General features: G+C 68.0%; 25 protein-coding genes. 6 read left to right on the forward strand and 19 right to left on the reverse strand.

Features of this window, described 5'->3' with window-relative positions:
• Nucleotides 1-172 precede the first annotated feature (172 nt).
• On the reverse strand, nt 173-844 hold the full coding sequence (locus ACLBYD_RS01505) for an SDR family oxidoreductase (RefSeq protein WP_120283808.1): 672 nt from the start codon (nt 842-844) through the stop codon (nt 173-175).
• A gap of 10 nt (nt 845-854) precedes the next feature.
• Nucleotides 855-1,559: a SanA/YdcF family protein gene (locus ACLBYD_RS01510; protein ID WP_447815137.1), complete on the reverse strand. Its 705-nt coding sequence runs from the start codon at nt 1,557-1,559 to the stop codon at nt 855-857.
• Between the two features lie 40 nt (nt 1,560-1,599).
• Between ACLBYD_RS01510 and ACLBYD_RS01515 the strand changes: the two genes are divergently transcribed.
• Together ACLBYD_RS01515 and ACLBYD_RS01520 are read left to right on the forward strand one after the other, a co-directional pair.
• Entirely contained in the window at nt 1,600-2,610 is a 1,011-nt protein-coding gene (locus ACLBYD_RS01515) for a PHP domain-containing protein (RefSeq protein WP_447815138.1), read from the forward strand.
• A 3-nt stretch (nt 2,611-2,613) separates the two neighbouring features.
• Nucleotides 2,614-4,056, forward strand: coding sequence for a flavin-containing monooxygenase (locus ACLBYD_RS01520; RefSeq protein WP_447815139.1), 1,443 nt, complete (start codon nt 2,614-2,616; stop codon nt 4,054-4,056).
• A gap of 4 nt (nt 4,057-4,060) precedes the next feature.
• Here the strand turns inward: ACLBYD_RS01520 and ACLBYD_RS01525 are convergent, their stop codons facing one another.
• The 4 genes from ACLBYD_RS01525 to ACLBYD_RS01540 all read right to left on the reverse strand — a co-directional run bounded on the left by ACLBYD_RS01525 (nt 4,061) and on the right by ACLBYD_RS01540 (nt 8,046).
• Nucleotides 4,061-4,681: a class I SAM-dependent methyltransferase gene (locus ACLBYD_RS01525; protein WP_447815140.1), complete on the reverse strand. Its 621-nt coding sequence runs from the start codon at nt 4,679-4,681 to the stop codon at nt 4,061-4,063.
• A gap of 74 nt (nt 4,682-4,755) precedes the next feature.
• Nucleotides 4,756-5,736 carry a pirin family protein gene (locus ACLBYD_RS01530; protein ID WP_447815352.1) on the reverse strand — a complete coding sequence of 327 codons (981 nt, stop codon included), beginning with the start codon at nt 5,734-5,736 and terminating at the stop codon, nt 4,756-4,758.
• 59 nt (nt 5,737-5,795) lie between these two features.
• Nucleotides 5,796-6,695, reverse strand: a complete 900-nt coding sequence (locus tag ACLBYD_RS01535; RefSeq protein WP_447815141.1) for a spermidine synthase — start codon at nt 6,693-6,695, stop codon at nt 5,796-5,798.
• 34 nt (nt 6,696-6,729) lie between these two features.
• A complete protein-coding gene (locus ACLBYD_RS01540) occupies nt 6,730-8,046 on the reverse strand; it encodes an MFS transporter (protein WP_447815142.1) in 1,317 nt (438 codons plus the stop codon).
• Nucleotides 8,047-8,212: 166 nt separating this feature from the next.
• On the opposite strand from ACLBYD_RS01540, the gene ACLBYD_RS01545 reads away from it, so the two are divergent.
• Both ACLBYD_RS01545 and ggh read left to right on the forward strand, forming a co-directional pair.
• Complete coding sequence (locus ACLBYD_RS01545) at nt 8,213-9,382, forward strand: LLM class flavin-dependent oxidoreductase (protein ID WP_447815143.1); 1,170 nt, start codon at nt 8,213-8,215, stop codon at nt 9,380-9,382.
• Nucleotides 9,383-9,502: 120 nt separating this feature from the next.
• Complete coding sequence (ggh, locus tag ACLBYD_RS01550) at nt 9,503-10,840, forward strand: glucosylglycerate hydrolase (RefSeq protein ID WP_447815144.1); 1,338 nt, start codon at nt 9,503-9,505, stop codon at nt 10,838-10,840.
• 49 nt (nt 10,841-10,889) lie between these two features.
• On the opposite strand, the gene ACLBYD_RS01555 is transcribed toward ggh, so the two are convergent.
• The 4 genes from ACLBYD_RS01555 to ACLBYD_RS01570 all read right to left on the reverse strand — a co-directional run bounded on the left by ACLBYD_RS01555 (nt 10,890) and on the right by ACLBYD_RS01570 (nt 15,826).
• On the reverse strand, nt 10,890-12,968 hold the full coding sequence (locus ACLBYD_RS01555; RefSeq protein WP_447815145.1) for a PhoX family protein: 2,079 nt from the start codon (nt 12,966-12,968) through the stop codon (nt 10,890-10,892).
• Nucleotides 12,969-13,098: 130 nt separating this feature from the next.
• Nucleotides 13,099-14,331, reverse strand: coding sequence for an alpha/beta fold hydrolase (locus ACLBYD_RS01560; protein WP_447815146.1), 1,233 nt, complete (start codon nt 14,329-14,331; stop codon nt 13,099-13,101).
• Between the two features lie 63 nt (nt 14,332-14,394).
• Nucleotides 14,395-15,189, reverse strand: coding sequence for an LLM class F420-dependent oxidoreductase (locus tag ACLBYD_RS01565; protein ID WP_447815147.1), 795 nt, complete (start codon nt 15,187-15,189; stop codon nt 14,395-14,397).
• Between the two features lie 10 nt (nt 15,190-15,199).
• Nucleotides 15,200-15,826: a TetR/AcrR family transcriptional regulator gene (locus tag ACLBYD_RS01570; protein WP_159417147.1), complete on the reverse strand. Its 627-nt coding sequence runs from the start codon at nt 15,824-15,826 to the stop codon at nt 15,200-15,202.
• Nucleotides 15,827-15,928: 102 nt separating this feature from the next.
• Here ACLBYD_RS01570 and ACLBYD_RS01575 point away from each other — a divergent pair, with 102 nt between their 5' ends.
• Together ACLBYD_RS01575 and ACLBYD_RS01580 are read left to right on the forward strand one after the other, a co-directional pair.
• On the forward strand, nt 15,929-17,098 hold the full coding sequence (locus ACLBYD_RS01575) for an acyl-CoA dehydrogenase family protein (RefSeq protein WP_088896931.1): 1,170 nt from the start codon (nt 15,929-15,931) through the stop codon (nt 17,096-17,098).
• A 10-nt stretch (nt 17,099-17,108) separates the two neighbouring features.
• Nucleotides 17,109-18,245 carry an acyl-CoA dehydrogenase family protein gene (locus ACLBYD_RS01580; protein WP_447815148.1) on the forward strand — a complete coding sequence of 379 codons (1,137 nt, stop codon included), beginning with the start codon at nt 17,109-17,111 and terminating at the stop codon, nt 18,243-18,245.
• A gap of 10 nt (nt 18,246-18,255) precedes the next feature.
• Here ACLBYD_RS01580 and ACLBYD_RS01585 read toward each other — a convergent pair whose 3' ends face one another.
• The 9 genes from ACLBYD_RS01585 to ACLBYD_RS01625 are packed head-to-tail and all read right to left on the reverse strand — an operon-like array spanning nt 18,256 to nt 23,081.
• Nucleotides 18,256-18,549: a gas vesicle protein K gene (locus ACLBYD_RS01585; RefSeq protein WP_016693994.1), complete on the reverse strand. Its 294-nt coding sequence runs from the start codon at nt 18,547-18,549 to the stop codon at nt 18,256-18,258.
• Nucleotides 18,546-18,773 carry a gas vesicle protein gene (locus ACLBYD_RS01590; RefSeq protein WP_447815149.1) on the reverse strand — a complete coding sequence of 76 codons (228 nt, stop codon included), beginning with the start codon at nt 18,771-18,773 and terminating at the stop codon, nt 18,546-18,548. Before ACLBYD_RS01590 ends, ACLBYD_RS01585 begins: the two co-directional genes overlap by 4 nt.
• On the reverse strand, nt 18,770-19,558 hold the full coding sequence (locus ACLBYD_RS01595; protein ID WP_447815151.1) for a GvpL/GvpF family gas vesicle protein: 789 nt from the start codon (nt 19,556-19,558) through the stop codon (nt 18,770-18,772). Before ACLBYD_RS01595 ends, ACLBYD_RS01590 begins: the two co-directional genes overlap by 4 nt.
• Nucleotides 19,551-19,949, reverse strand: coding sequence for a gas vesicle protein GvpJ (gene gvpJ, locus ACLBYD_RS01600; protein ID WP_060652496.1), 399 nt, complete (start codon nt 19,947-19,949; stop codon nt 19,551-19,553). The genes ACLBYD_RS01595 and gvpJ (ACLBYD_RS01600) overlap by 8 nt, the downstream gene beginning before the upstream one ends.
• Nucleotides 19,946-20,242 (reverse strand): gas vesicle protein GvpO, encoded by a 297-nt coding sequence (gene gvpO / locus ACLBYD_RS01605; RefSeq protein WP_060652497.1) that lies wholly within the window; start codon nt 20,240-20,242, stop codon nt 19,946-19,948. Before gvpO ends, gvpJ (ACLBYD_RS01600) begins: the two co-directional genes overlap by 4 nt.
• Nucleotides 20,243-20,246: 4 nt before the next feature.
• Nucleotides 20,247-20,501: a gas vesicle protein GvpG gene (locus ACLBYD_RS01610; protein ID WP_016693989.1), complete on the reverse strand. Its 255-nt coding sequence runs from the start codon at nt 20,499-20,501 to the stop codon at nt 20,247-20,249.
• 2 nt (nt 20,502-20,503) lie between these two features.
• On the reverse strand, nt 20,504-21,316 hold the full coding sequence (locus tag ACLBYD_RS01615) for a GvpL/GvpF family gas vesicle protein (protein ID WP_447815152.1): 813 nt from the start codon (nt 21,314-21,316) through the stop codon (nt 20,504-20,506).
• Nucleotides 21,316-21,726 carry a gas vesicle protein GvpJ gene (gene gvpJ, locus ACLBYD_RS01620; RefSeq protein ID WP_024102484.1) on the reverse strand — a complete coding sequence of 137 codons (411 nt, stop codon included), beginning with the start codon at nt 21,724-21,726 and terminating at the stop codon, nt 21,316-21,318. Before gvpJ (ACLBYD_RS01620) ends, ACLBYD_RS01615 begins: the two co-directional genes overlap by 1 nt.
• Nucleotides 21,723-23,081 (reverse strand): SRPBCC family protein, encoded by a 1,359-nt coding sequence (locus tag ACLBYD_RS01625; RefSeq protein WP_447815154.1) that lies wholly within the window; start codon nt 23,079-23,081, stop codon nt 21,723-21,725. The genes gvpJ (ACLBYD_RS01620) and ACLBYD_RS01625 overlap by 4 nt, the downstream gene beginning before the upstream one ends.
• Nucleotides 23,082-23,084: the final 3 nt, after the last annotated feature.

The raw sequence follows: 23,084 nt of genomic DNA on the forward strand, positions 1-23,084 counted from the left end.
GCTCCGGCTCCGGCACCGGCACCCCCGCCGGCGCCGCGGGCTCCCGCGCCTCCGCCTCCGCAGATCCAGATCCAGATTCCGGGCGCTCCCCCGGTCGTGATCCCCCTGCCGTTCTGAGCCGTCAGCCCTTCTGAGTCGTCAGCCGTTCCGAGCCGTCAGCTCTTTCGAGTCGTCAGCGAGGACGCAGAACGACCTCGGTGGGGTGGGCGTCGACCGGCGCCTCGACGACCTGCCGCACCGCACGTGCCACCGTGCCGGGGCTGAGGAACTGCGACGGGTCGTACTCGCGGCCCTCCGACGCGACGATCGCGCGCTGCATGTCCGTGTCGATCCGGCCCGGGTGGATCGAGGTGACCCGCAGCGCGGGTTCCTCCTCCCGCAGCGCGTCGCCGAACGCCCGCAGTGCGAACTTGCTCGCGGCATAGGCACCCCACCCGGGGCGAACGCGCAGACCCGCCCCCGAGTTGATGAGCACCACGTGGCCGTTCGCGGCCCGCAGGGCCGGTAGCAACACCTGCGTCAGGGCGACGACGGCGACGACGTTCGCCTCGAACGTCTCGCGCCACTGCCGGGGCTCGCTGTCGGCGATCGTGCCCAGTTCGGCGACGCCCGCGTTGTGGACGAGCACGTCGAGCCGATCGATGTCGGCGGCGGCCGCGGCGACGGCGTCGTGATCGAGCAGGTCCACGGGCCACGGCGTGGCGTCGGGCAGTTCCTCGAGGATCGCATCGAGCGACTCGCGACGTCGGCCGCCGAGGAGCAGATCGTGGGTGGGAGCGAGTTCGTGGGCGATCGCGGCGCCGAGACCGCGACCCCCTCCGGTGACGAGAGCTGTGGGGCGCATGATCACGAGCCTAGGAAGCAGACGGTGGGGCGGCCACCGCACCGTGCTCGAGACCGGCCAGGATCTCGGCGAGCCGGTCGTCCGGTGGGGTCTCCACCGCCGGGTCGCGCGGGAACCGGAGTTCGAGGAACGCCTTGGGTCGCGACAGCACGTACTCGCGCGCCAGATTCCTCAGCCGCGTGCGCAGCCGCACTTCGTTCGCGGCTCGGACTCCGGCGATGTCGATGCCCGCCCGCCGGCACAACGCCACTGCGCGCGGAAGGTGGAAGGCCTGGGTCGTGATCAGCGCCTGCCGCACGCCGTAGGTGGCCACCGCACGCCGGGCGGTGTCGTAGGTGTCGAGACCGTACGGGTCGGCGACGATCCGTTCCCGGTTCACACCCTGCTCGACGAGATACGCGATCATCGCCTCGATCTCGTCGCCCGAGGTTCCGGCCCCGTCGCCCGAGACGAGCACGGCTTGCACCCGTCCCCGTTCCATCAACGCGACCGCGACGTCGAGGCGGCTGCGGAGCACCCGCATCGGACGGCCCTCGTGCACCCGCGCGCCCGGCACGATCACCACCGGGGCGGGCGGTGCGTCGTCCACCTCGTACATGAGGTCCTTCGCCTCGGATGCCACGCGGGCGGAGACGAGTGTCAGCGCGGACACCGCACCGACGACCAGTGCGGAGACCGCGCCGAGGGGGGACGACGACCGGACGGATTCGAGCATGCGTCCCAGATTACGGACGCCCGGCGGCCACAATGGAGGGGTGGACCCCGTCGACGCACTCCGCGAAGTCGCCTTCTGGCTCGAACGCGAACACGCCGACACCTACCGCGTGCAGGCCTATCGACGCGCGGCGGAGGTGCTCGCCGAGGTGAGCGACCACAAGCGGGAGGTGCTGCGGAAGACCGACTCGTGGACCGATCTGCCGGGCGTCGGGAAGAAGACCGCGACGGTCGTCCGCGAGTCGTTCGACGGAGTGCCCGCCTATCTCGAGCAGTTGCGCGAGGAGGCCGACCCGATCGGGCGCGGCGGCCGCGACCTGCTCGAGTCCCTGCGCGGCGACCTGCACACCCACTCGAACTGGTCCGACGGCGGCAGCCCGATCGACGAGATGCACCGCGTCGCGTCGACGATGATCGGGCACGAGTACTTCGCCCTCACCGACCACTCCCCTCGCCTGAAGGTCGCGAACGGGCTCACCGCGGAGCGGTTGCGCTCGCAGCTCGCCGTCGTCGCGGATATCAACGAGAACGGCAGTGGTGCAAGGATTCTCACGGGTATCGAGGTCGACATCCTCGACGACGGGTCGCTCGACCAGGACGAGGGGCTGCTCGCCGAACTCGACGTCGTCGTCGCGAGCGTGCACTCGAACCTGCGGGCCGACCGGTCGACGATGACGAAACGCATGCTGCGTGCGGCGGCGAATCCCCACGTCGACGTCCTCGGGCACTGCACCGGCCGGCTCGTCGCCGGGGGACGCGGAAACCGTCCCGAGTCGAAGTTCGACGCCGAGAAGGTCTTCGCCGCGTGTCGCGACCACGACACCGCCGTCGAGATCAACTGCCGGCCCGAACGCCGCGACCCGCCGTCGCGTCTCATCGACCTCGCGCTCGAGACGGACTGCCTGTTCTCCATCGACACCGATGCGCACGCACCCGGGCAGCTCGACTGGCTCGGGTACGGTTGCGAACGTGCCGTCGAGCGGGGTGTCGAACCCGAACAGGTGATCAACACCTGGGAGGTCGACGACCTGCTGGCGTGGGCCGACAGGTAGGGGATGCGCGTGGAACACGTCGACGTACTGATCGTGGGAGCCGGACTGTCCGGCATCGATGCCGGTTACCGGTTGCAGACACAGTGCCCGGATCTCGGGTACGCCATCCTCGAGAGTCGTGACGCGATCGGTGGTACGTGGGATCTGTTCCGCTATCCGGGGGTCCGGTCGGACAGCGACATGTACACGCTCGGCTTCCCGTTCCGTCCGTGGCAGGGCGAGAAGTCCATCGCCGACGGCCCCGACATCCTGCAGTACATCCGCGACACCGCCGCCGAATTCGGCATCGACCGACGGATCCGATTCGGCCACAAGGTGATCGACGCTTCGTGGTCGTCGGAGGACGCCCGGTGGACGGTGCGTGCCTCGACCGGGCAGGGAACCGTCGAGATGTCCTGTTCCTTCCTCTATCTCTGCAGCGGCTACTACAGCTACGAGTCGGGTTATCTCCCCGACATCCCCGGCCTGCAGGACTTCGCGGGCACGGTCGTGCATCCGCAGTTCTGGCCCGAGAACCTCGACTACGAGGGGAAGAAGATCGTGGTGATCGGCAGTGGCGCCACGGCCGTCACGCTCGTGCCCGCCCTGGCGGAGAAGGCCGAGCACGTGACGATGCTGCAGCGCTCCCCCACCTACGTGATGTCGCTGCCCGCGCGAGACCCGATCGCGACGCGGATTCGACGCCTGTTGCCGGACAGGGTGGCCCACCGCGCGGTGCGGACGAAGAACGTCGTGGTCAATCTCGGCTTCTACCAGTTCTGCCAGCGGTTCCCCTCGGCCGCGAAACGCGTGCTGTGCACCCTCACCGAACGTCGCCTGCGCGGCAGGATCCCGGTCGATCCCCACTTCTCACCGCGCTACGACCCGTGGGATCAGCGACTGTGCGTGGTCCCCGACTCCGACCTGTTCCGCACCCTGCGCGCGGAGAAGGCCGAGATCGTCACCGACCGGATCGACACCGTCACCGAGAAGAGTGTCCGCCTCGAGTCCGGCCGCGAACTCGAGGCCGAGATCCTGATCCCCGCAACGGGTCTGCAACTGGTGCCTGCCGGCGGAATCGAGTTCGTCGTCGACGGGGAAAGGATCGACCTCTCCACCCGGTTCATCTACCGTGGCATGATGCTCGACGGCCTGCCCAATGCCGCGATGTGTCTCGGCTACACCAACGCGTCGTGGACCCTGCGTGCCGATCTCGCGTCCCTCTACGTGTGCCGGTTGCTGCGGTACATGCGACGCAACGGCTACCGTTCGGCGGTGCCGAGATATTCGGGCGACGGACGTACCCGCCCGCTGCTCGGTCTCGACGCCGGGTACATCCACCGCGCGGAAGGTGCTCTGCCCAAACAGGGTGCGCGCAGCCCGTGGCTGATGCGGCAGAACTATCTCCTCGACGTGCCCACCATGAGGTTCGGTCGTATCGACGAATCGATGCAGTTCACGCCCTGACCCGTCAGCGCCGACGCGCCGCCAGGTGGACGTCGGGGAAGCGATGATCGGCATCGGGACGGCTGACCGTCCGCCACACCTCGTCGAAACCGGCGTCGGACAACGCCGCGGCGAGACGATCCGGGTGCCACCGCCACGCCGGCGCCACCGCGTGATCGAACTCGACCACCTCGCCCGGGATGTCGGTTGTCTGGCCCACGATGAGCACCACGCCCCCGGACGGGATCCTCTCCGCCCACCCGTCGAGGATCCCGGGGATCTCGGACGGCGGAACGTGGATGAGGCTGCACCGCGCGATGATCGCGCTCGGGACCACTCCGCGGAGTTCGTCGGACCCGAGTCGCGCATCGTCCCGGACGAATCGCAGGGCAGGGTAGGCGCCCCGCGCGATGCGCAGCATCTGGGTGCTGGGATCGAGGCCGATCACGTCGAGTCCGCGTTCGGCGAGGCCTGCGGCCACGTATCCGGGTCCGCAGCCCACGTCCAGCACGACACCCTCCACCGGGCTCTGCTGCACCATCTCGGCGAAGGCGGCGACGGTGTGGCGTTCGAGCGGCGTCAGGTACGGATCGGGGAACAGCTCGACGTACAGATCCGCGAGGGCATCGTATCCGGGCTGGGTCACCCCGGCATGCTATCGCCGGGCGTGCAGATCCTGTCGACGATCCCGCCGGAAATCGACAGGATCTGCGCACGCCGTCAGCGTTGCTCGAGCTTCTCGTCGGGATACCGCGCGAACCGGCCGGCGTCACGTTCGTGCACGGGACCGTCGCTGTCCCAGGGCCATCCGCCGAATCCGGTGCGGCGGTAGTCCTCGAACGCCTGGCGGACACCCGCCTCGTCGTTGAGCACGAACGGGCCGTACGAGACGACGGGTTCGCCGATCGGGCGACCCTGCAGCATCAGGATCTGCGTGCCCTCGTCGCCGCCGGTGAGGTGCACCGGTACCGACGCGTCGACGACGACCCCGTGCCCGGACTCGATCGTCCGGTCACCGATCCGCACGGGGGAACCGTTGTACACGTACAGGACCCGTTGCGTCTGCTCACCGCGCGCGGCCGGCAGTTCCCAGCGCGCACCGGACGAAAGGTCGATGTTCCAGATCGCCACGTCGGTGCCGGGTCGGGACGCCCACGAATTCGGCGGGGGCGGCGGCGGAGTCACGTCGTCGAGCTCACCGGCGATGACGCGGACGGAGACGGTGCGTCCGTCCTTGTCCGAGACGGTCACGGTGGGGGTGTCCTCGTTCCACAGCATCGAGAAGTGCGGATCGACGGTTTTCGACTCGGCGGGCAGGTTCAGCCAGATCTGGAACAACTCGAGCGGATTGTCCGAATCCTTGTTCAGCAGAGGAAACATCTCGCTGTGGACGACCCCGTTGCCGGCGGTGAGCCACTGCGTGTCGCCCTCACCGAAACGCGCCGCCGCGCCCACCGAATCGGAGTGGTCGACGAAACCCGAGCGCACGAAGGTCACCGTCTCGAAGCCGCGGTGCGGGTGGCCGGGGAACCCCGGGACGGTGGTGCCGTGGTACATGCTCCAGCCCGCCGGGTTGCCGAAGTCCTGGCCGAGCGGGCGGCCGTCGAGCGACGCGTCGGGTCCGAGCTCGTCGTTGCCCGCCGGATACGCGTCGACGTGGTGTGCGACGAACAGGAAGGGATCGATCGTCTGCCAGGGCATACCGAGCCGGAAGACCTGGAGTACCGGAGTAGGGGCTGCTGACGTCATGACCCGTGCAACTACGTGCCCGTGCTCTTTGTTCCGGGCGGTGTGGTGGCCTCGCTGTCGTCGAGCACGCGCGCCCCGGCGGCGAACTTCTCGACCTGGTCACCCAGCCGGATCTGCGCGGGGACGGCCCCGCCGAGCAGGTCGCGGGCCAGGGCCGGGGAGTCACCGAGCGGCAGGTCGCTGCCGGCGATGACGACGTTGCCGTAGCGGCGTCCCTTGAGCATCGCGGGGTCGGCGATGATCACGGTGTGCTCGAAGACCTCACCGATCGTCGCGGCCTCGCGTTTCGCGACGGTCAGGTCGCGGAAGTCGCCGCAGTTGACGACGTAGAGACCGCCGGGCGCGAGCACGCGTCGGGCGTGCTGTGTGAACTGGAGGGTCGTGAGTGCGACGGGAGTGCGGTTGTAGGCGAAGACATCCCGCACGATCACGTCGCGGCTCGCGTCGGAGAGCGAGGTGAGGACCTGACGGGCCTCCCCCACCCGGATACGCAGCAACGGGGCACGGGGTAGATCGAACCAGTGGCGGACGAGTTCGGCGAGGCGACCGTCGATCTCGACGACGACCTGCCGAGCGTCGGGGTAGACCGCGGCGAAGTAGCGCGCCATCGTGCACGCACCCCCACCGAGGTGCAGCACGCGCAATCTCGAGTCGTGTTCGAACTTGCTCTCGACGAGCATCGCGATCCACCGCATGTACTCGAACTCGAGCAGGGCCGGGTCGCTCAGGTCGATGTGCGAGCTGGGCACCCCGTTGATCTCGAGGACCCATCCGTCGGCGAGATAGCGGTCCTTGACGAGCTCGCACGTACCCGTGTCGATGTCGTACAACCCCTCGACCGGGCCGCCCGGTGCACCCGTCTTCTCCTTGCGCGGCGACGATGCGGCGCGGCCACCTCGTTGCCTGCTCATACGACGAGCCTAGTACCGGCTCGTTTGCCTCGGATCAGAGGTGGAGGTCCTCCCTGCGCATCATCGAGGTGGCAACGACGCTGATCACGGCCGTAAGGACGAGATAGCCGCAGGCGAGCCACGGACCACCGGCGACGGCGATGAGCGCGGTGAGGATCATCGGGGTGATGCCCGACGCGTAGATGCCGGAGAACTGGTAGACCACCGACAGGCCCGTGTAGCGGATCTCCGCCGGGTACAGGCTCGCGTACAGCGTTCCCTGCGCGCCGTAGAACAGGGCGTGGACGATGCCGAACACCAGGATCATCGCGGTGGCGAACCAGAACAGGTCGTTCGTGCCGAACAGGGCGAAGGTCGGGAACACCGCGATGCCGTAGGCGGCGATGCCGACGGTGTAGACCTGCTTCGCACCGAACCGGTCCACCAGCAGACCCGACACCGGGAGCAGTACGGCCATGACCAGAGCCGCGAGGGTGACGACGAGGAGCACCGGCACCTTCTCGAAGTCCAGGTCCCTGGTGGCGTAGGTGATGGCGAAGACACCCCACGTGTTGAATGCCGCGCCCTCGCCCCACCGCGACAGCAGGCCCAGAACGGTGCTGCGGCGCGCGCCGGGCCGGAAGACGTCCACGAGCGGCGCCGACGACTTCTTCGCGAGCTCCTGCACCTCCCGGAAGGCGGGGGTCTCGTCAACTTTCAGTCGCACGACGAAACCGACGGCGACGAGGACGAGGCTGAGCAGGAACGCGATCCGCCAGCCGTACGACAGGAACTGCTGCTCGTCGAAGATCACCTGCAGCGCCGCGAATACCGCGGTGCCCAACGCGAGACCGAGCGCGAGACCCACCTGGGGGATGCTGCCGAACAGGCCGCGCTTCTTCTCCGGGCTGTGCTCGACGGCGAGCAGGACGGCCCCGGCCCATTCGCCACCGAGGGCGAAACCCTGCAGGATGCGCAGCAGGAGCAGCAGGATCGGTGCGACCACACCCACCTGCGCGTGGGTGGGCAGGACGCCCATCAACGCGGTGGCGACGCCCATGATGAACATCGTCAGCGCGAGGGTCTTCTTGCGTCCGATCCGGTCGCCGATGTGGCCGAAGACGACACCGCCGATGGGTCGGACCACGAAACCCACGGCGAAGGTCGCGAAGGCCAGCATCGTGCCGACGAACGAACTCTGGTCGGGGAAGAACAGCTGGTTGAACACCAGGCCCGCAGCCGTCGCGTAGAGGAAGAAGTCGTACCACTCCACCGTGGTGCCGAGCAGGCTCGCCGCGACCACGGTGCGTAGTCTCCTGCGACGATCGAGATCGGACTCGGGTGCGGAACTGGGCTGTGACAGCGTGGTCATGGACTCGATTCCCGGTGGTGGACAGCGTGCAACCCGGCGACGCTAACCACGTCCGACACATTGACGCACGGGTTCCGATCATGCTGATTGCAAATGTTGCCGGGCCCCCTCGACGGCTGTTCTCCTGGATGTCACGCTTGCCTGTCGTCGACTCGAGGACTTCGTCTTGTCTCTGCATATGCACTGGTTCCTGCCCACCTACGGCGACTCGCGAAACCTCATGGCAGGAGGCCACGGCAGTTCGATGTCGGGCGATCGTCCGGCGACGCTGCGCTACCTGAACCAGATCGCCGCCGCTGCGGAGTCGAGCGGCTTCGAATCGGTCCTCACCCCCACCGGTGCGTGGTGCGAGGACGCGTGGCTGACGACGGCGATGCTGATCGACACCACCGAGACCCTCAAGTTCCTCGTCGCGCTGCGCCCCGGGCTCATCAGCCCCACGCTGGCCGCGCAGATGGCCGCGACCTTCCAGTGGCAGTCGCAGGGACGCCTGCTTCTCAACGTCGTCACCGGCGGAGAGGACCACGAACAGCGCACCTTCGGCGACTTCCTCGACAAGAACCAGCGCTACGCGCGCTGCGGCGAGTACCTCGACGTGATCAAGCGTCTGTGGGCGGGCAACGGCCCGGTCGACTTCAAGGGCGAGTACATCCAGGTCGAGAACGCCCAGCTCCAGCGCATCCCCGATCCGGTGCCGCCGCTCTTCTTCGGCGGGTCCTCTCCCGCTGCCGGCACCGTCGCGTCGCAGTTCTGCGACACCTACCTCACGTGGGGTGAGCCGCCGGCCGCCGTCGCCGACAAGATCGCGTGGATCCGCGGCCTCGCCGACATCCAGGGACGCACCCTCGACTACGGCATCCGCCTGCACGTCATCAGCCGCGACACCTCCGAGGAGGCCTGGGCCGAGGCCGACCGCCTGCTCTCCGCGCTCGACCCCGCGACCATCGAGAAGGCCCAGCAGAGCCTGTCCCGCTCCGGTTCCGAGGGGCAGCGCCGGATGGTCGAGCTGCACGGCGGCGGCAGCGCCTACGCCGCGAGCAAGGACGCCCGCAGCCTCGAGGTCTCCCCCAACCTGTGGGCGGGCGTCGGACTCGTCCGTGGTGGCGCAGGCACCGCGCTCGTGGGTTCCCACCAGGAGGTCGCCGACCGCATCGCCGAGTACGCCGAGATCGGACTCGACCACTTCGTGCTGTCGGGCTACCCGCATCTCGAGGAGGCCTACCGCTTCGGTGAGGGCGTGCGCCCGATCCTCGAGCGTCGCGGCCTGCTCGCCCCGGCCTCCCACCGTCCGGGCGACCTGTCGGGTTCGACGGCCTTCCTGCCCTCCGCGCACTGACCATCCCCTGACAATTCGATACAGCACAGCTCGACACAGCGCCGGCACGAAATGTGTCGGCGCTGTTACAGCTGCGGCCCTCGTCGTGCGGATCCGTCCGCAGCACAGAGAATGGGGGCCATGCCGGACCGAGGATTCACCTCCACACAGCTCGCCGCACGCGCGGCGTACCTGTTGCGTGGGAACGACCTGGGCACCATGACGAGTGCCGCTCCCAAGCTTTATCCACACATGTGGAGTTGGGATGCGGCGTTCGTCGCCGTGGGGCTCGCGCCGCTCAGTGTCGAACGGGCGGTGGTCGAACTCGACACCCTGCTCTCGGCGCAGTGGAAGAACGGGATGATCCCGCACATCGTCTTCGCCAACGGTGTCGACGGCTACTTCCCCGGCCCGGCACGCTGGGCGGTCTCCGAATTGGCCGCGCACGCACCGGCGCAGGTGCAGACTTCGGGCATCACCCAGCCTCCCGTGCACGCCATCGCCGTGCAGCGCATCCTCGAGCATTCACGGCGGCACGGCCGCTCGACACGTGCTGTCGCCGAGGAGTTCCTGGATCGCCGGTGGGCGGATCTCGTGCGCTGGCACCGCTGGCTCGCGCACGCGCGCGATCTCGACGGCAACGGCCGCATCGCGCTGTACCACGGGTGGGAGTCGGGCATGGACAACTCCCCGCGCTGGGATACGGCGTACGCCAACGTCATCGCCGGTCCGGTGCCGCCCTTCCATCGCGAGGATCTCGAGCACGTCGCCGACGCCACCCAGCGACCCACCGACCGTGAATACGCGCGTTATCTGTGGTTGCTCGAGGAGATGAAGACGGCGCGCTACGAGGACAGCGTGCTCGCGAAGGCCATGAGCTTCGCGGTCGAGGACGTCTTCGTCAGCGCGGTCTTCTCACTGTCGTGCGAGGTGCTCGCGACCATCGGTGAGGAACATGCCCGTCCCAACGCGGATGTGCGCGAGCTCTATTCGTGGTCCGAACGGTTCCGGAAGGGCGTGATCGCCACGACCGACCCGCGCACGGGCGCGGCGAAGGACTTCGACCTGCGCAGCGGGAAGTGGGTCGCCACCGACACTCTCGCGATGTTCGCGCCGCTGCTGTGCGGTGGCCTCGACCGGCAGGCCGAGCGGGCGCTGCTGCGCACCTTCGAAGGGCCGAAGTTCTGCGGGCATCCGGATCTTCGCTATGCGGTACCGCCGTCGACGTCTCCCGTCTCGGGCGACTTCCGTCCCCGCGAGTACTGGCGCGGACCGGTGTGGCCCGTGATGACGTGGTTGTTCTCGTGGGCGTTCGCCCGTCGTGGCTGGGCCGAACGGGCGAACGTGCTTCGCGCAGAAGGACTCCGGCAGGCAAGCGACGGCACTTTCGCCGAGTACTACGAACCGTTCACCGGCGACCCGCTCGGCAGCATGCAGCAGTCGTGGACCGCCGCAGCGGTATTGGACTGGCTCGGATGACCCGTGCGTGGTTCCGGTAGCGAGCGCGACCGGAACCACGCACGAGGTGTCAGACCCCGATGCGTCCGCCGTCCGACTTCCATGCCGCGACCACGGCGGGACGCGGCTGGGAGTCGCCTCCGTCGGGCCAGTGCGAAGCCGGCGATGCCCACGACGCGTCGTCCGTCTCCCCGGGATGCTGCACGCACACCACGACCCGGCCGTCCTGCACGATCGGACCGCACGTCTCGGCACCGATCGGCACGGTGAGGAACTGCTTCGTCTCACCGCGGCGCGGACCGTCGAGGACGACGCTGAACAACCCGTCGTTGGAGCCGAGTGCGTTGCCGTCGGTGGAGATCCACAGGTTGCCGTACGAATCGAAGGCCAGGTTGTCGGGGCACGAGATCGGACTGACCTGCGACTTGTCGAAGCCGCCGAAGTAGGTATCGGCCTCGTTCGGGTCCCCGCACACGAGCAGCAGCGTCCACGTGAAGGACGTACCCGCGTGGTCGTCGTCGATCTCGAGGACCTGACCGTTCTTGTTGTTCTCGCGTGGATTCGCCTCGTCGGCCGGCGCGGCGCCGTCGACGCCGCGCTTGGTGTTGTTGGTGAGTGCGACGTAGACCTTGCCGGTGACCGGATTCGGTTCGAAGTCCTCGGGACGATCCATCTTCGTCGCGCCGACCCTGTCGCCCGCGAGGCGGGTGAACACCGCGACCTCCTCGGCGCTCATACCGTCGACCAGCGACTCGGCGCTGCCGTCCTCGTTCGAACGCAACAACGGGATCCACTCGCCGCTGCCGCGGAACTCGCCGGCCTCGGGAAGCGTTCCGGATCCGTCGATCTCGTCCGGATGGTCCCCCCTGAGCTTGGCGACGTAGAGCGTGCCGGCGTCGAGCAGGGTCATGTTGTGCCGCACCGCCGCTCGCGAGTTCCCGGGCTGCATCTTCCGCGACGAGACGAACTTGTACATGTAGTCGAAGCGTTCGTCGTCACCGCTGTAGGACACGACGGTGCCGTCATCGGTAATGTGGACGGTGGCCGCCTCGTGCTTGAACCGTCCCAGTGCGGTGTGCTTGACGGGCACCGAGTTCGGATCCCACGGATCGATCTCGACGATCCACCCGAACCGGTTGACCTCGTTGGGTTCCGCGGCGATGTCGAAGCGCCGGTCGAATCGTTCCCACTTCCGTTCGGTTTCTGCGCCCTCGAGTCCGTACCGGGCGAGGCGTTCGGCGACGACCGGGTCCGTCACGCTCTCGGCGTTGGCGAAGTACTGGTTGAAGTTCTCCTCGCCCGACAGCACGGTGCCCCACGGCGTGAGGCCACCGGCGCAGTTGTTGAACGTCCCCGCGACCCGCGTACCGGTCGGGTCGGCGGTGGTCTTCAGCAGGTCGCTGCCCGCGGCCGGTCCGGTGAGGAAGAACTCGGTTGTTCCGGTGATACGACGGTTGTATTCGCCGAATTCCGGTGTCAGGCGCCCGGTCCCGGGCTCGCCCTTCACCTGGACGACCGACAGCCCGTGCCCGGCGATGCCGATGCGTACCTGTTCCTCGGTCGGGTCGTCCGCGTCGTAGTCGGCGAACATGAAGGGCTCGGTGGTGTATTCGTGATTGACGACGAGCAGGTAGGTGTCGGGTCGGCCGTCCACCGGGAGCAGACCGGCGAAGTCGTTGTTGAACCCGAACTGCTTCTCCTGCGCGGTCGCCGTCTGGTTACCGATGTCGAAGGCCGGTGCATCGGGCAGCACCGGATCGCCCCACCGGATGACGACGTCGTTCTCGTATCCCTCCGGAACCGTCACCGCGTCATCGGTGTTCGGCGCGACCGCCGTGAAGTTCGTGCCGTCGGGCACCGGCCCGAGATCGCCTGCAGCCCCCGCGTCACTGCCGGCCGCGGCAGCGGAATCGTCCGCACAGGCCGTCAGAACGCCACCGGCGCCGACGGCGAGCACGGCCATGGCACCGCCCCGCAGGACCCCGCGACGCGAGACGGCCGCGCGCACGATGTCACCGAAGTATTCACTGCGGGAGGTGTTCGGGACGGCGTGCGAACAGGCATCCCCGCACTTGTACTTGCACGTGATGTTCGAGCGCGACGATATGCCGTCGTGCGTGACGAACAAGGGCAGGACTCTACGGGCCACAACGTTCTCCTCGGAAATCGGTTTCGACGCCGGAACCGTAGGAGCGTCAGGCGAGTCGGACGGAACGAGAAGGTGAACACCCGATGAGCATTCGGCGGCCGTGAGACGGCGGTCACAGAACGGGCCGAGGTCAGCCCGGGGCGATGCGGTCGAGATCCACGATCGGCCGGACACCGGGACGGTCGTCATCGAAGAACTCGTCGTCCGGCGACCCCTCCTCGTCGTCCTCGACCTCGCCGGGCCTGCCGTCGACGAAGGGCACCACCCGGTTCGTGATGGCGGTGTTGTATTCCGCGGGAGCCTGGATCGGATTGGCATGTCCGGTGCGGTCGAGTTTCGACACCAGCAGCGTGCCGTCGACACCGCCGGACTGGTCGATCAGGATCCGGTGGCTGTACTCGACGTCGACGACGTTGTCGTTCATGGCGTTCCGTGGCCGGAGGAGCGCTATGGCGGGACGGATCTTGTCGTCGCGTTCGTCGGCGAGTGCCCGCAGGTTGTCGATCGCACCGGAGGCGACGATCGCCCGGAACTGCGATTCGATCAGTCCGTTGCTCGCGGCGTCGGTCGAGAAGATCTTGTCGTGGAGCACCTCGACCGCGACGTCGTGCAACTCTTCGGTGTCGATACGGCGGTACCACCGGTCCGAGGGGAGCACGAAACGGTCCATGCGGGCGACGACCTCGACGAGCATGCGCATGCTGCGGCTCTCCCGTGCGCCGGGCAGCCAGCCGATCCAGCGCAACAGGTCCTCACCGGCGTCGCGCGCGTCGGCCCGCACGGCGTGCAGGTCGAGCGGCGTGCAGTCCAGGATCACGCCGGTCACCTCGAGATCGGTGTCCTGATACAGGTGCTGGGCGACCTCGAGGGCGATGATCCCACCCATGCTGTGCCCGGTGAGCACGATGTTCTCGATCCCGGACCACGCGGCACGCTCGTGGATCAGGCGGCTGACGACGGCGGTGTCGAGACCGCTGTTGTCGTACTCGACCGCCCACACCTGCCCGAGTTCGCTCAGTGCGGGCAGTGCCGTGGCGGTCTCGGTCGCGTCGAGGTTGCCCAGGCCCACCAGGTCGACGACCGCCGTGTCGCGGTCCTCCCGCGTCGCCGCGTCGTGGATCGGATGTAGCTGCGGCTGCGTGAGAGCGAGTCGCTCACGGACCGGCGCGACGTCCCACGCCCAGTACTGGGTGAACAGGGCGACGAGCGGGAGCGCCGCGACGGCCGTGCGCGCGAGGACTCGTCGGAGCCGACCGAACCGCACCCAGTGATGACCGGTGCGGGTATCGCGGAGACGTCGCCGCCGACGACTGTCGTCCCAGTCGTCGGCGGTGCAGGGCGGTAGCCATGGTGCGTTCGACATGCACCACCGATGCTACCGACGCACTGTAGCTCGGCTCAGGGCCCGTTGCGGCACGGGCTGTGCTCAGCTCAGCCCCGTCAGCGGGGGCGCGGAGTTGTCGTCGCGCCACGCGATGGCTTCGCGCAGTTCGGTGAGGTCGTAGTCGGGACCACCGACACCCACCGTGAACTGCGTGATCCCCAGCTCGACATAGGACGGGGCCGCGTCGGCGCCGGGCCACGAGGTGGACCGTTCGATGTCCTCGGGTCGACGACCGGCCTCAGCGCAGCGCTGCGCGAGGATCTCGGACTTCTCGGCGTGGGTCTCCATCTCGCCGAAGCTGTGCCAGATGTCGGCGTACTTCGCGACCATCGGCAGCGTCTTCTTCGGGCCTCCGCCACCGATGAGGATGGGAATGTGCCGGGTGGGCTGCGGGTTCAACTTGCCGAGTCGGTTCACGATGCGGGGCATGTACTCGGCGAGCAGGTCGAGGCGGGAGCCCTTGGTGCCGAATTCGTAACCGTACTCGTCGTAGTCCCGTTCGAACCAGCCCGAGCCGATGCCGAGGATGAGACGGCCGCCGCTGATGTGGTCGACGGTGCGGGCCATGTCGGCGAGCAGGTCGGGATTGCGGTAGCCGCCACCGGTGACCAGTGCACCGATCTCCACGCGTTCGGTCTGCTCCGCCCAGGCGCCGAGCATCGTCCAGCACTCGAAGTGGGCGCCGTCGGGGTCGCCGTAGAGCGGGTAGAAGTGGTCCCAGTTGAACACGATGTCGGCGCCTGCGTCCTCGGCGCGGAGCACGGTGTCGCGGATGACGCCGTAGTCGGGTTGCTGCTGGGGCTGTAGTTGGAGTCCGATGCGAATGGGGCGCGTCATGGAGTCCACGTTAAGGCAACATCTCGTATCGTCGCCCGAGTTCCCGCAGGAAGGACTCGAGAACGAGGTCGAAGCTCTCGGCGTCGATCTCGGCGGCGTACTCGCGAAGCCGATGCGCCTGCGACAGATGCGGATACCGCTCGTTGTAGGTGTCGATGTGATCGTCGAATCCGCCCGCGAACGAGGTGATCGCGGAGCCGATGACGATGTACTTGATCGAGGCGCCGATCATCGTCGCGAAGCGGGGCGGCCAGCCGGCGCGGGTGAGGCCCCCGTGGATGGCGTCGGACGCCTGGAGGGAGACGGGCCGGGTGCCGGGGCTCGCGGCGAGGAAGGGCACCATGTTCGGGTGCGCGGCGAGCGCGTCCCGGTAGGTGCGGGCCCAACGTCGGAGCGCTTCCTGCCAGTCGTCCTCGGCGAACCCGCTGACGTCGACCGATTCGCCGATGGCGTCGGCGATGTCGTCGAGCAGTTCTTCCTTGGTGGCGTAGTGGCTGTACAGCGACGGGGCGCGAACACCCAGTTCGGCGGCGATCCGACGCATCGAGACGGCGTCGAGGCCGTGCTCGTCGACGAGTCGCAGCGTGACGTCGCGGATGAGTTCACGGCTGAGCAGAGGCGTGCGCGGGCGCGCCATCCATCGTCCTCCTTCCGGCCCGGCCTGGACGAGCTAACAATGTAAGGTTAGTTTGGAATCGCGAGAAGCGCTACGGCGCCGGCATCCCTGGAAGGCCCCTCCATGAACCTGAAGCTCACCGAGGAGGAGCGTGCGTTCCGCGACGAACTGCGCACCTTCTTCACCACCGAGATCCCCGCCGAAGTGCGTGCGAAGACCGCCTCCGGCACCCCGCTGGGCAAGGACGACTACGTCGCCGTCCAGCGCATCCTGCATTCGCGCGGCCTCGCCGTTCCCAACTGGCCCGTCGAATGGGGCGGTCAGGACTGGACGCCGATGCAGCGCAACATCTGGCTCAGCGAGCTGCAGCTCGCGTCGGTGCCCGACCCGCTGCCGTTCAACGCGTCCATGATCGGGCCGGTCATCGCGCAGTTCGGTTCGCAGGAGATGAAGGAACGCTTCCTCCCCGCCACCGCCAACCTCGACATCTGGTGGTGCCAGGGTTTCTCCGAGCCCGAGGCCGGCTCCGACCTCGCGTCCCTCAAGACCCGCGCCGTCCGCGACGGTGACGACTACATCGTCAACGGACAGAAGACGTGGACGACGCTCGCGCAGCACGCCGACTGGATCTTCTGCCTCGTCCGCACCGATCCGAACGCGAAGAAGCAGGCCGGCATCTCGATGCTGCTCTTCCCGATGGACACCCCGGGCGTCACCCGCCGTCCGATCAAGCTGATCGACGGTGGCTACGAGGTCAACGAGGTCTTCTTCGAGGACGTGCGCGTTCCCGCCGAGAACCTCGTCGGTGAGGAGAACACCGGCTGGACTCAGGCGAAGTTCCTGCTCGGCAACGAGCGCACCGGCATCGCCCGGGTCGGCGCCACCAAGGTCAAGCTCGCGCGGGCGAAGTCCCTCGCGGCCGAGACCCGCTACGGCAGCGGCTCGCTGCTCGACGACCCGATCTTCGCGGCACGCCTGGCCGAACTCGAGAACGAGCTGCTCGCTCTCGAGCTCACCCAGCTGCGCGTCGTCGCCGGCTCGGCCGACGGCAAGCCCAACCCGGCATCGTCGCTGCTCAAGATGCGCGGCTCCGAGCTGCAGCAGGCCGCGACCGAACTGCTCGTCGACATCGCCGGCCCCGATTCGCTGCCCGCCGGCGAGGCCGACATCGACTCGCCCGACTGGGCGCAGCTGACGATGCCGACCTACCTCAACAACCGCAAGGTCACCATCTACGGCGGATCGAACGAGGTCCAGCGTTCGATCATCGCTTCCTCGATTCTCGGACTGTGAGGCCCCGGACATGAATTTCGAACTCGACACCGAACAGGACATGCTCCGCGCGACCGTCCGCGACCTGCTCTCCGGCGCGTACGACGTCGAGTCGCGCAACCGGGTGGCCGAAGGTGACCTGGGCTGGAACCGCGACGTGTGGAAGCAACTCGGCGAACTCGGCGTGCTCGGCCTGCCCTTCGCGGAGGAGCACGGCGGCATGGGAGCCGGACCGGTGGAGGTCATGGCCGTCATGACCGAGATCGGCCGCGCCCTCGCACCCGAGCCCGTGCTCGACTGCGTCTACCTGCCCGGCCGGCTCGTCGCCGAGGTCGGCACCGACGCGCAGCGCTCCGACCTCCTGCCGCGACTGTCCGAGGGCACCGCGCTCCTCGCGTTCGCGCACGACGAGCCGGGCAGCCGCTGGCCGCACACCGAGGTGGCCACCACCGCGGCGCGCGACGGCGACTCCTGGACCGTCTCCGGTCGCAAGAACCCTGTGCTGCACGGTGATTGCGCCGACACCTTCATCGTCTCCGCGAAGCTCCCGGAGGGCGGCGTCGGACTGTTCGTCGTCGACGCATCGGCCGATGGTCTGGTCCGCACGCCGTACCGCACCCACGACGAGCGTCGCGGTGCGCAGCTCGTGCTCGACGACGTCGCGGCCACCCCGCTCGGTGAGGCGGCCGACGCGTCCGCTGCGATCACCGCGGCGCAGGTGCACGCGCAGGCGGCGCTGTGCGCCGAGGCGGTCGGTGCCCTCGACTCCTCGGTGCAGCTGACGACGAGCTATCTCAAGCAGCGCAAGCAGTTCGGTGTGCCGCTGTCGATGTTCCAGGCGCTCACCCACCGTGCGGCCGACATGTACGTGCTGTACGAGCTGGCGTCGAGCATGAGCCTGTACGCGACCATGGCCCTCGCCGACGGCATCGTCGACCCGACCATCGCCTCGCGTGCCAAGCTGCAGGTCGGCCGGTCCGCTCGGAAGATCGGCCAGGAGTCCGTGCAGATGCACGGCGGTATCGGTGTCACGGCCGAGCATTCCATCGGCCACTACCTGAGCCGCCTGACCGCGATCGAGCACACCCTCGGCACCATGGACGACCACCTGCGGGTGCTCGCCGGCGGTGTGAAGGACTACGAGCTCGTGGAGATCGCCGGAATGTGACCGATCGGGCTCACTCCCGGGGCAGCAGTGTCCCCAGCGGACCGAGATCGATGTTGAGATCCTCGGGGGTGAGCCCGAAATGGTCGCGCAGTTCGCCCATGCGCTGCTCGAGCAGCATCAGTGTCGTGCCGAGCCGTTCGATCTGCTCGTCGCTGAGATCCCCCGCGTCCATGCGGTGCAGGGCCTGACGCTCCATCAGTTGCCGGAGCAGTTCGACGAGCGTGAGCACCAGCGTCACCAGACCCCGCTCCACGGATTCGGGATCGGCGTCGATACGCGACGGGAAGTTCACCGGCTCGCTCACGAAACCTCCCGGGCCCCACGGGGAACGGGGACGTCGACTCCGGTCAGCGACAGGGTACTGATCGACGAGATCAACGCGCGCAACGAGATCCGCACCAGGTCGATCTCCGCGATCGACAACGTGATGTCGCCGGTGATGACCACGCCCCCGGACAGCACCCGATCCAGCAGATCGATCAGGGCGATCCGCCGTTCCTCGTCCACCGATCCGTCGGCGTACCTCACGGCGAGATCCGTTCTGCTCCCGCGAACGAATAGGGCGGCCACGGACCGCTCGTCTCGAGCCTGATCCCCGGATGCAGGCCACCGAGTTCCTCCACCTCGGAACGGAATTCGTCCGTCCTGTCGTCGTCGACGAGATACGTCCCGTTGAGCAGCATCCACTCGTGGCTGCCGCTCAGTGCCGGATCGGTCGGCGCGCTCCGGCGACCCGCAGCGGATACGCGCAGCAGTCGCTCGTGGATCTCGGCGGCGCGTTCGGCGGCGTCGCGTTCGACGCTCTCCTGCGCCGCCAATTGCGCACGCCGGCGCAGCAGATAGGCTGTGCCCGCACCGGAACCCGCCCCCTCCGCATGCGCTTCGGCGGCGGCCGCGGTCAGCGCCTTGCGATCGGCGAACGCCTTGACCCCCCATTCGGTACGACCGGTCACGAGGGCGAGCGCAGACGCGAACTGCTCCCGGTGCTCGGTGAGCAGGGCCCGGACCCGTTCGTCGTCGAGGCAGACGGTCGCGAGTCGAAGGGGTACCACGGAGGCGTGCCGTGCCAATCCGGCGACGACCGAATCATGGGCGCGGGCCACTCTTTCCAGCCAGTCCAGGTCCTCGAGATTGCGAGCCAGTGCGGCCTCGCCGAAATCGCCCAGGGGCACCGTTCCGACGACGGCGGTCAGTCCGCCCTCCTGCACCGTGCGGACCGGCTCGCCGGCGACACCGGAGGCGCCCTCGGTCTCGTGGCCGACGAGCGTCCCGTCGGTCACGGCGTACATCCAGATCCCGGTCGTGTCAGTCACGGTCCTCCTCGTCCACGATCTCCGCCGGTTCCGGCTCCAGTTCCTCCGCTCGGGCCTCGAGTGCGGCCAACCGCTCGCGCAGCTGCCGGTTCTCCAACTCGAGTTCCGCCCGGCTCGAATCGACCTCGGGTGCGCGAGCCTTGCTCGTCAACCACGGATCGCTCTCCCACCAGTCGATCCCGACGGCCTTGGCCGTCTCGAGCGATGCGATGACGAGACGGAGCTTGATCGTGAGCAGTTCGATGTCGAGCAGATTCACCTGGATGTCGCCGGCGATGACCAATCCCTTGTCGAGGACACGCTCGAGGATGTCGCCGAGATTGGTCGACCGGCCTCCACCCCCGTAGGGCTGCGGCGACGACGTTCCGCCTCCCCCACCGACCACCGTCATGACCCGGTCCTCGCACCGATGTCGCTGCTGCCGCGTCCGTAACGCCGGGTCCGCCGGTACGCGAGCAGATTCCCGTCCAGGTCGACCTCCACCTCGTAGAGCGCGAGCATGTCGGCCGACGACGGGATCCGCCTGTCCTCCACGACCTCCACCTCGACGACCCATCCGTCCTCGGTGGGTTCGACGGAGGTGACCCCCTGAGCCTCCTTCGAGGTCAGTTCCTTCAGATGTGTGAGGGCCGCCGATGCGGCCTCGGCCGCCGAGATCGCGGGCGGGCCGGTGTCCTGCGCCACGGGATCACTCCTTTCCCTCGGCGGGGCCGGATCCACCCCGGGAGATCATCCGGTTCAGCACGGCCTGCTGCGCCTCGTCCTTCTCCTCGGGCGTCAGCTCGCCCGCCTCCGCCGCTTCCTCGATCTGCTCGAGTTCGCGCCGCACGTTGGCGGGATCGTGCAGTTGCTGTTCGACCTGCTCCTGGATGATCTCTCCGAGCCACATCACTCCCTTGACGGGAGCGAGGGGCAGCGTGAGCAGGGAGGTCAGCAGACCCATCGTCAACCTCCTTCGCCAGGATCGGATTTCGCCACGAAGTCGTAGGCCGCCATCGGGCCGAGCAACGAGATCTCGACCCGGTCCTCCCATTCCCGACCCAGTTCCTGCAGGGCCTGTTCGAGTTCGTCCTGCCGCTCGAGTTCGACGAGGACGGCGATGTGCACGGCATCCTGCTCGTGCGTGGGTTGCCGCTCGTTGACCATCGGGTCGAGAGAGGACAGAGCCTCGACCGTGCGGCGCGTGTCCTCGTTCCGTTTGGCCTCGATCGTCGCGTTGATGATCTCCCCGAGCGCCATCCGCGCCTCGCGGGTCGCGTCCTCGGACTGCCCACGGATCTGCTCCCGCAACTGCGCCGCCTCGGAGTTCTCCTCGAGGATCTCCTGCAGGATCACCCTCTCGTCGTACCGTCCCTTCACGACGAACTGTGCGAGACCGTCGAGTTGGTCGAGGGCCGAGGCGAGTTCGTCCTCGTTCCCCTCGAGCAACTCCGCGGCCACCGCGTCCCGGTCGGTGAGGACGGCACCGAATCTCAGCGGGAGCACGGGGGCGACCGCCACGGTCCCGTCGAGCAACGCGGCGTGCGCCTTGAGATCGTCCGGTGTGCCGAGAGCGCGATCGGTCGGGATCTCGCTCACCAGCGCAGCGATGCGACCGGACTTGACCACCGACACCTCGGCCGGCGGATTGCCCACCCCTTCCGCATGCTCCTCCGGTTCCACATCCGACGGGACGATGCCGTAGACGTAGACCGCAGTGGTCGTGGCGGTTTCGTCGCTGTCGCCCTGCTCGGGTCGTTCGGTCTGTTCGGTGGACATCAGTCCTCACCCCTGCGTGATCGTCGAGCGGGCTGCCGCTGCTCCTGGACGTCCCCGAGGAACTCGCTGACCTTCTCCCCCGCAGCCTCGAGCGCGCCCTTCGTCTTGTGCTTGGAACCGCCGGAGGTGATGTCGCCGACGAGATCCGGAAGGCCCTTCGGCTCGTTGTCGGAGATCTCGAGCCGGTTCACCGCTTCCGCGAAACGCAGATAGGTGTCGACACTGGCCACGACGACGCGGGCGTCGATGGTGAGCAGTTCGATACCGACGAGCGAGACGCGTACGAACGCGTCGATGACGAGACCCTTGTCGAGGATGGTGTCGATGACGTCGGCGAGGCCGGACGAATTGGGACGGGCCATACCGCCCCCGCCGCCTCCACCGCCGCCCCCTGCAGGTTGGATGGTCATGACCGGGATCCTCTCGAGCGGGACGAGCGCGTACCGGTGCTCTTCGTCGCCCGGGTCCGCTTGGCGGGCGCACGTTTCCGAGGCGGTTCGGGCTCTTCCTCTTCGTCGTCGGGTTCTTCGTCGGAGGACTCGTCCTCCTCATCGGGATACTCGTCCTCGAGATCCTCCTCATCCTCGGCCGACTCCTCGTCGCCTGTGTCCTCGGGTGACTCCTCGTCGCCTGTGTCCTCGGCCGACTCTTCGTCGCCTTCGTCCTCGTCCCGCAGATCCTCGTCCTCGTATTCGTCCTCGGACGGCTCACTCTCCTCGAAATCCTCGTCTTCGTCACGGATCTCGTCCTCGTCACCGGAGGTGTCGGTCTCCCCCTCCTCGCCGTTCTCGCCGGTGTCCTCCTGCTCCCGCTCCTCTTCCTCCCGGCGCGCGGTCTCGTCGTCCTTGACGACCTCGCTGTCGCGGATCTCGCCGTGCCAGCCGACGACGTCGTCGGGATGCAGCACGGCTTCGGTCATGACGTGGCGCCGGAAATGCTTGAGTTCCAGGCGTGACCGGCGACCGACCGCCCGCCACAGATTCGCTGTGCGTTCGAACAGGCCCCGGGGGTGGTACTCGAGTACCAGGAGTATCCGGGTGAGATCCGATGTGAGTTCATGGAAGGTCACCGCGCCGTCGATGTAACCCTTTCCCCCCTTGGAACGCCACACGATCCGTTCGAACGGCACCTGTTCGAGGATCGTGGACTCCCAGTTCCGACGCGACCAGAAAACCTTGCCCGTCCAATGGAGTTTCTCGTCCTGGACCTGCTCGACCTGTTCGACCTTCTTCATGAACTTCGGCCAGTCGGCGAATTGCGTCCACAGGTCGTAGGCCAGATCGACCGGCACCCCCACGTCGATGCTCTCGACGATGTTGGTGAGCTTGATCTTCTTGTTGCCGCCGCCGCCCCCCTTGCCCCCGCCGGTGACGGCCTCCTTGACGTCCTCGAACTTGTCCTTCGCGGTGTTCTTCAGGTTCTCGAACCCCGAGCTCGCCGCCGCCTTCAGCGGCGACTCGCCCTGAGCGAGCTTGTCGACGCCGGTCAGCGCACTGGCCAGATTTCCGCCCTTGCCCTCGGAGTAATCCTGTAATCGTCCCGCCGTGCCGGTGACCCTGTCCGACAGGCTCGACAACGCATTCTGCGCGACGGTTCCTGCGAGGCCCTGCAACGACTGCTGCAGACCGCCGGTCAATCCGCCCGTGGCCTTCCCCGCCGTGTCCGAGGCGGTGCGGCCCGCCTTACCGGCGGTATCGGTCGCGGTCTTTCCGGCCTTGCCCACCGCGTCGGCGACTCCGCCCGATACATCGCTCAACCTGGCCATCGC

This window comes from Rhodococcus sp. C26F (assembly GCF_053345925.1).

What these genes read in the sequence shown, in the direction of transcription:
- ACLBYD_RS01505 (WP_120283808.1), bottom strand. Translation starts at nt 844, where the DNA reads ATGCGCCCCACAGCTCTCGTCACCGGAGGGGGTCGCGGTCTCGGCGCC.
- ACLBYD_RS01510 (WP_447815137.1), bottom strand. Translation starts at nt 1,559, where the DNA reads ATGCTCGAATCCGTCCGGTCGTCGTCCCCCCTCGGCGCGGTCTCCGCA.
- ACLBYD_RS01520 (WP_447815139.1), top strand. Translation starts at nt 2,614, where the DNA reads ATGCGCGTGGAACACGTCGACGTACTGATCGTGGGAGCCGGACTGTCC.
- ACLBYD_RS01530 (WP_447815352.1), bottom strand. Translation starts at nt 5,736, where the DNA reads ATGCCCTGGCAGACGATCGATCCCTTCCTGTTCGTCGCACACCACGTC.
- ACLBYD_RS01535 (WP_447815141.1), bottom strand. Translation starts at nt 6,695, where the DNA reads ATGAGCAGGCAACGAGGTGGCCGCGCCGCATCGTCGCCGCGCAAGGAG.
- ACLBYD_RS01540 (WP_447815142.1), bottom strand. Translation starts at nt 8,046, where the DNA reads ATGACCACGCTGTCACAGCCCAGTTCCGCACCCGAGTCCGATCTCGAT.
- ggh (WP_447815144.1), top strand. Translation starts at nt 9,503, where the DNA reads ATGCCGGACCGAGGATTCACCTCCACACAGCTCGCCGCACGCGCGGCG.
- ACLBYD_RS01560 (WP_447815146.1), bottom strand. Translation starts at nt 14,331, where the DNA reads ATGTCGAACGCACCATGGCTACCGCCCTGCACCGCCGACGACTGGGAC.
- ACLBYD_RS01565 (WP_447815147.1), bottom strand. Translation starts at nt 15,189, where the DNA reads ATGACGCGCCCCATTCGCATCGGACTCCAACTACAGCCCCAGCAGCAA.
- ACLBYD_RS01570 (WP_159417147.1), bottom strand. Translation starts at nt 15,826, where the DNA reads ATGGCGCGCCCGCGCACGCCTCTGCTCAGCCGTGAACTCATCCGCGAC.
- ACLBYD_RS01575 (WP_088896931.1), top strand. Translation starts at nt 15,929, where the DNA reads ATGAACCTGAAGCTCACCGAGGAGGAGCGTGCGTTCCGCGACGAACTG.
- ACLBYD_RS01580 (WP_447815148.1), top strand. Translation starts at nt 17,109, where the DNA reads ATGAATTTCGAACTCGACACCGAACAGGACATGCTCCGCGCGACCGTC.
- gvpJ (WP_060652496.1), bottom strand. Translation starts at nt 19,949, where the DNA reads ATGACGGTGGTCGGTGGGGGAGGCGGAACGTCGTCGCCGCAGCCCTAC.
- ACLBYD_RS01610 (WP_016693989.1), bottom strand. Translation starts at nt 20,501, where the DNA reads ATGGGTCTGCTGACCTCCCTGCTCACGCTGCCCCTCGCTCCCGTCAAG.
- ACLBYD_RS01615 (WP_447815152.1), bottom strand. Translation starts at nt 21,316, where the DNA reads ATGTCCACCGAACAGACCGAACGACCCGAGCAGGGCGACAGCGACGAA.
- gvpJ (WP_024102484.1), bottom strand. Translation starts at nt 21,726, where the DNA reads ATGACCATCCAACCTGCAGGGGGCGGCGGTGGAGGCGGCGGGGGCGGT.
- ACLBYD_RS01625 (WP_447815154.1), bottom strand. Translation starts at nt 23,081, where the DNA reads ATGGCCAGGTTGAGCGATGTATCGGGCGGAGTCGCCGACGCGGTGGGC.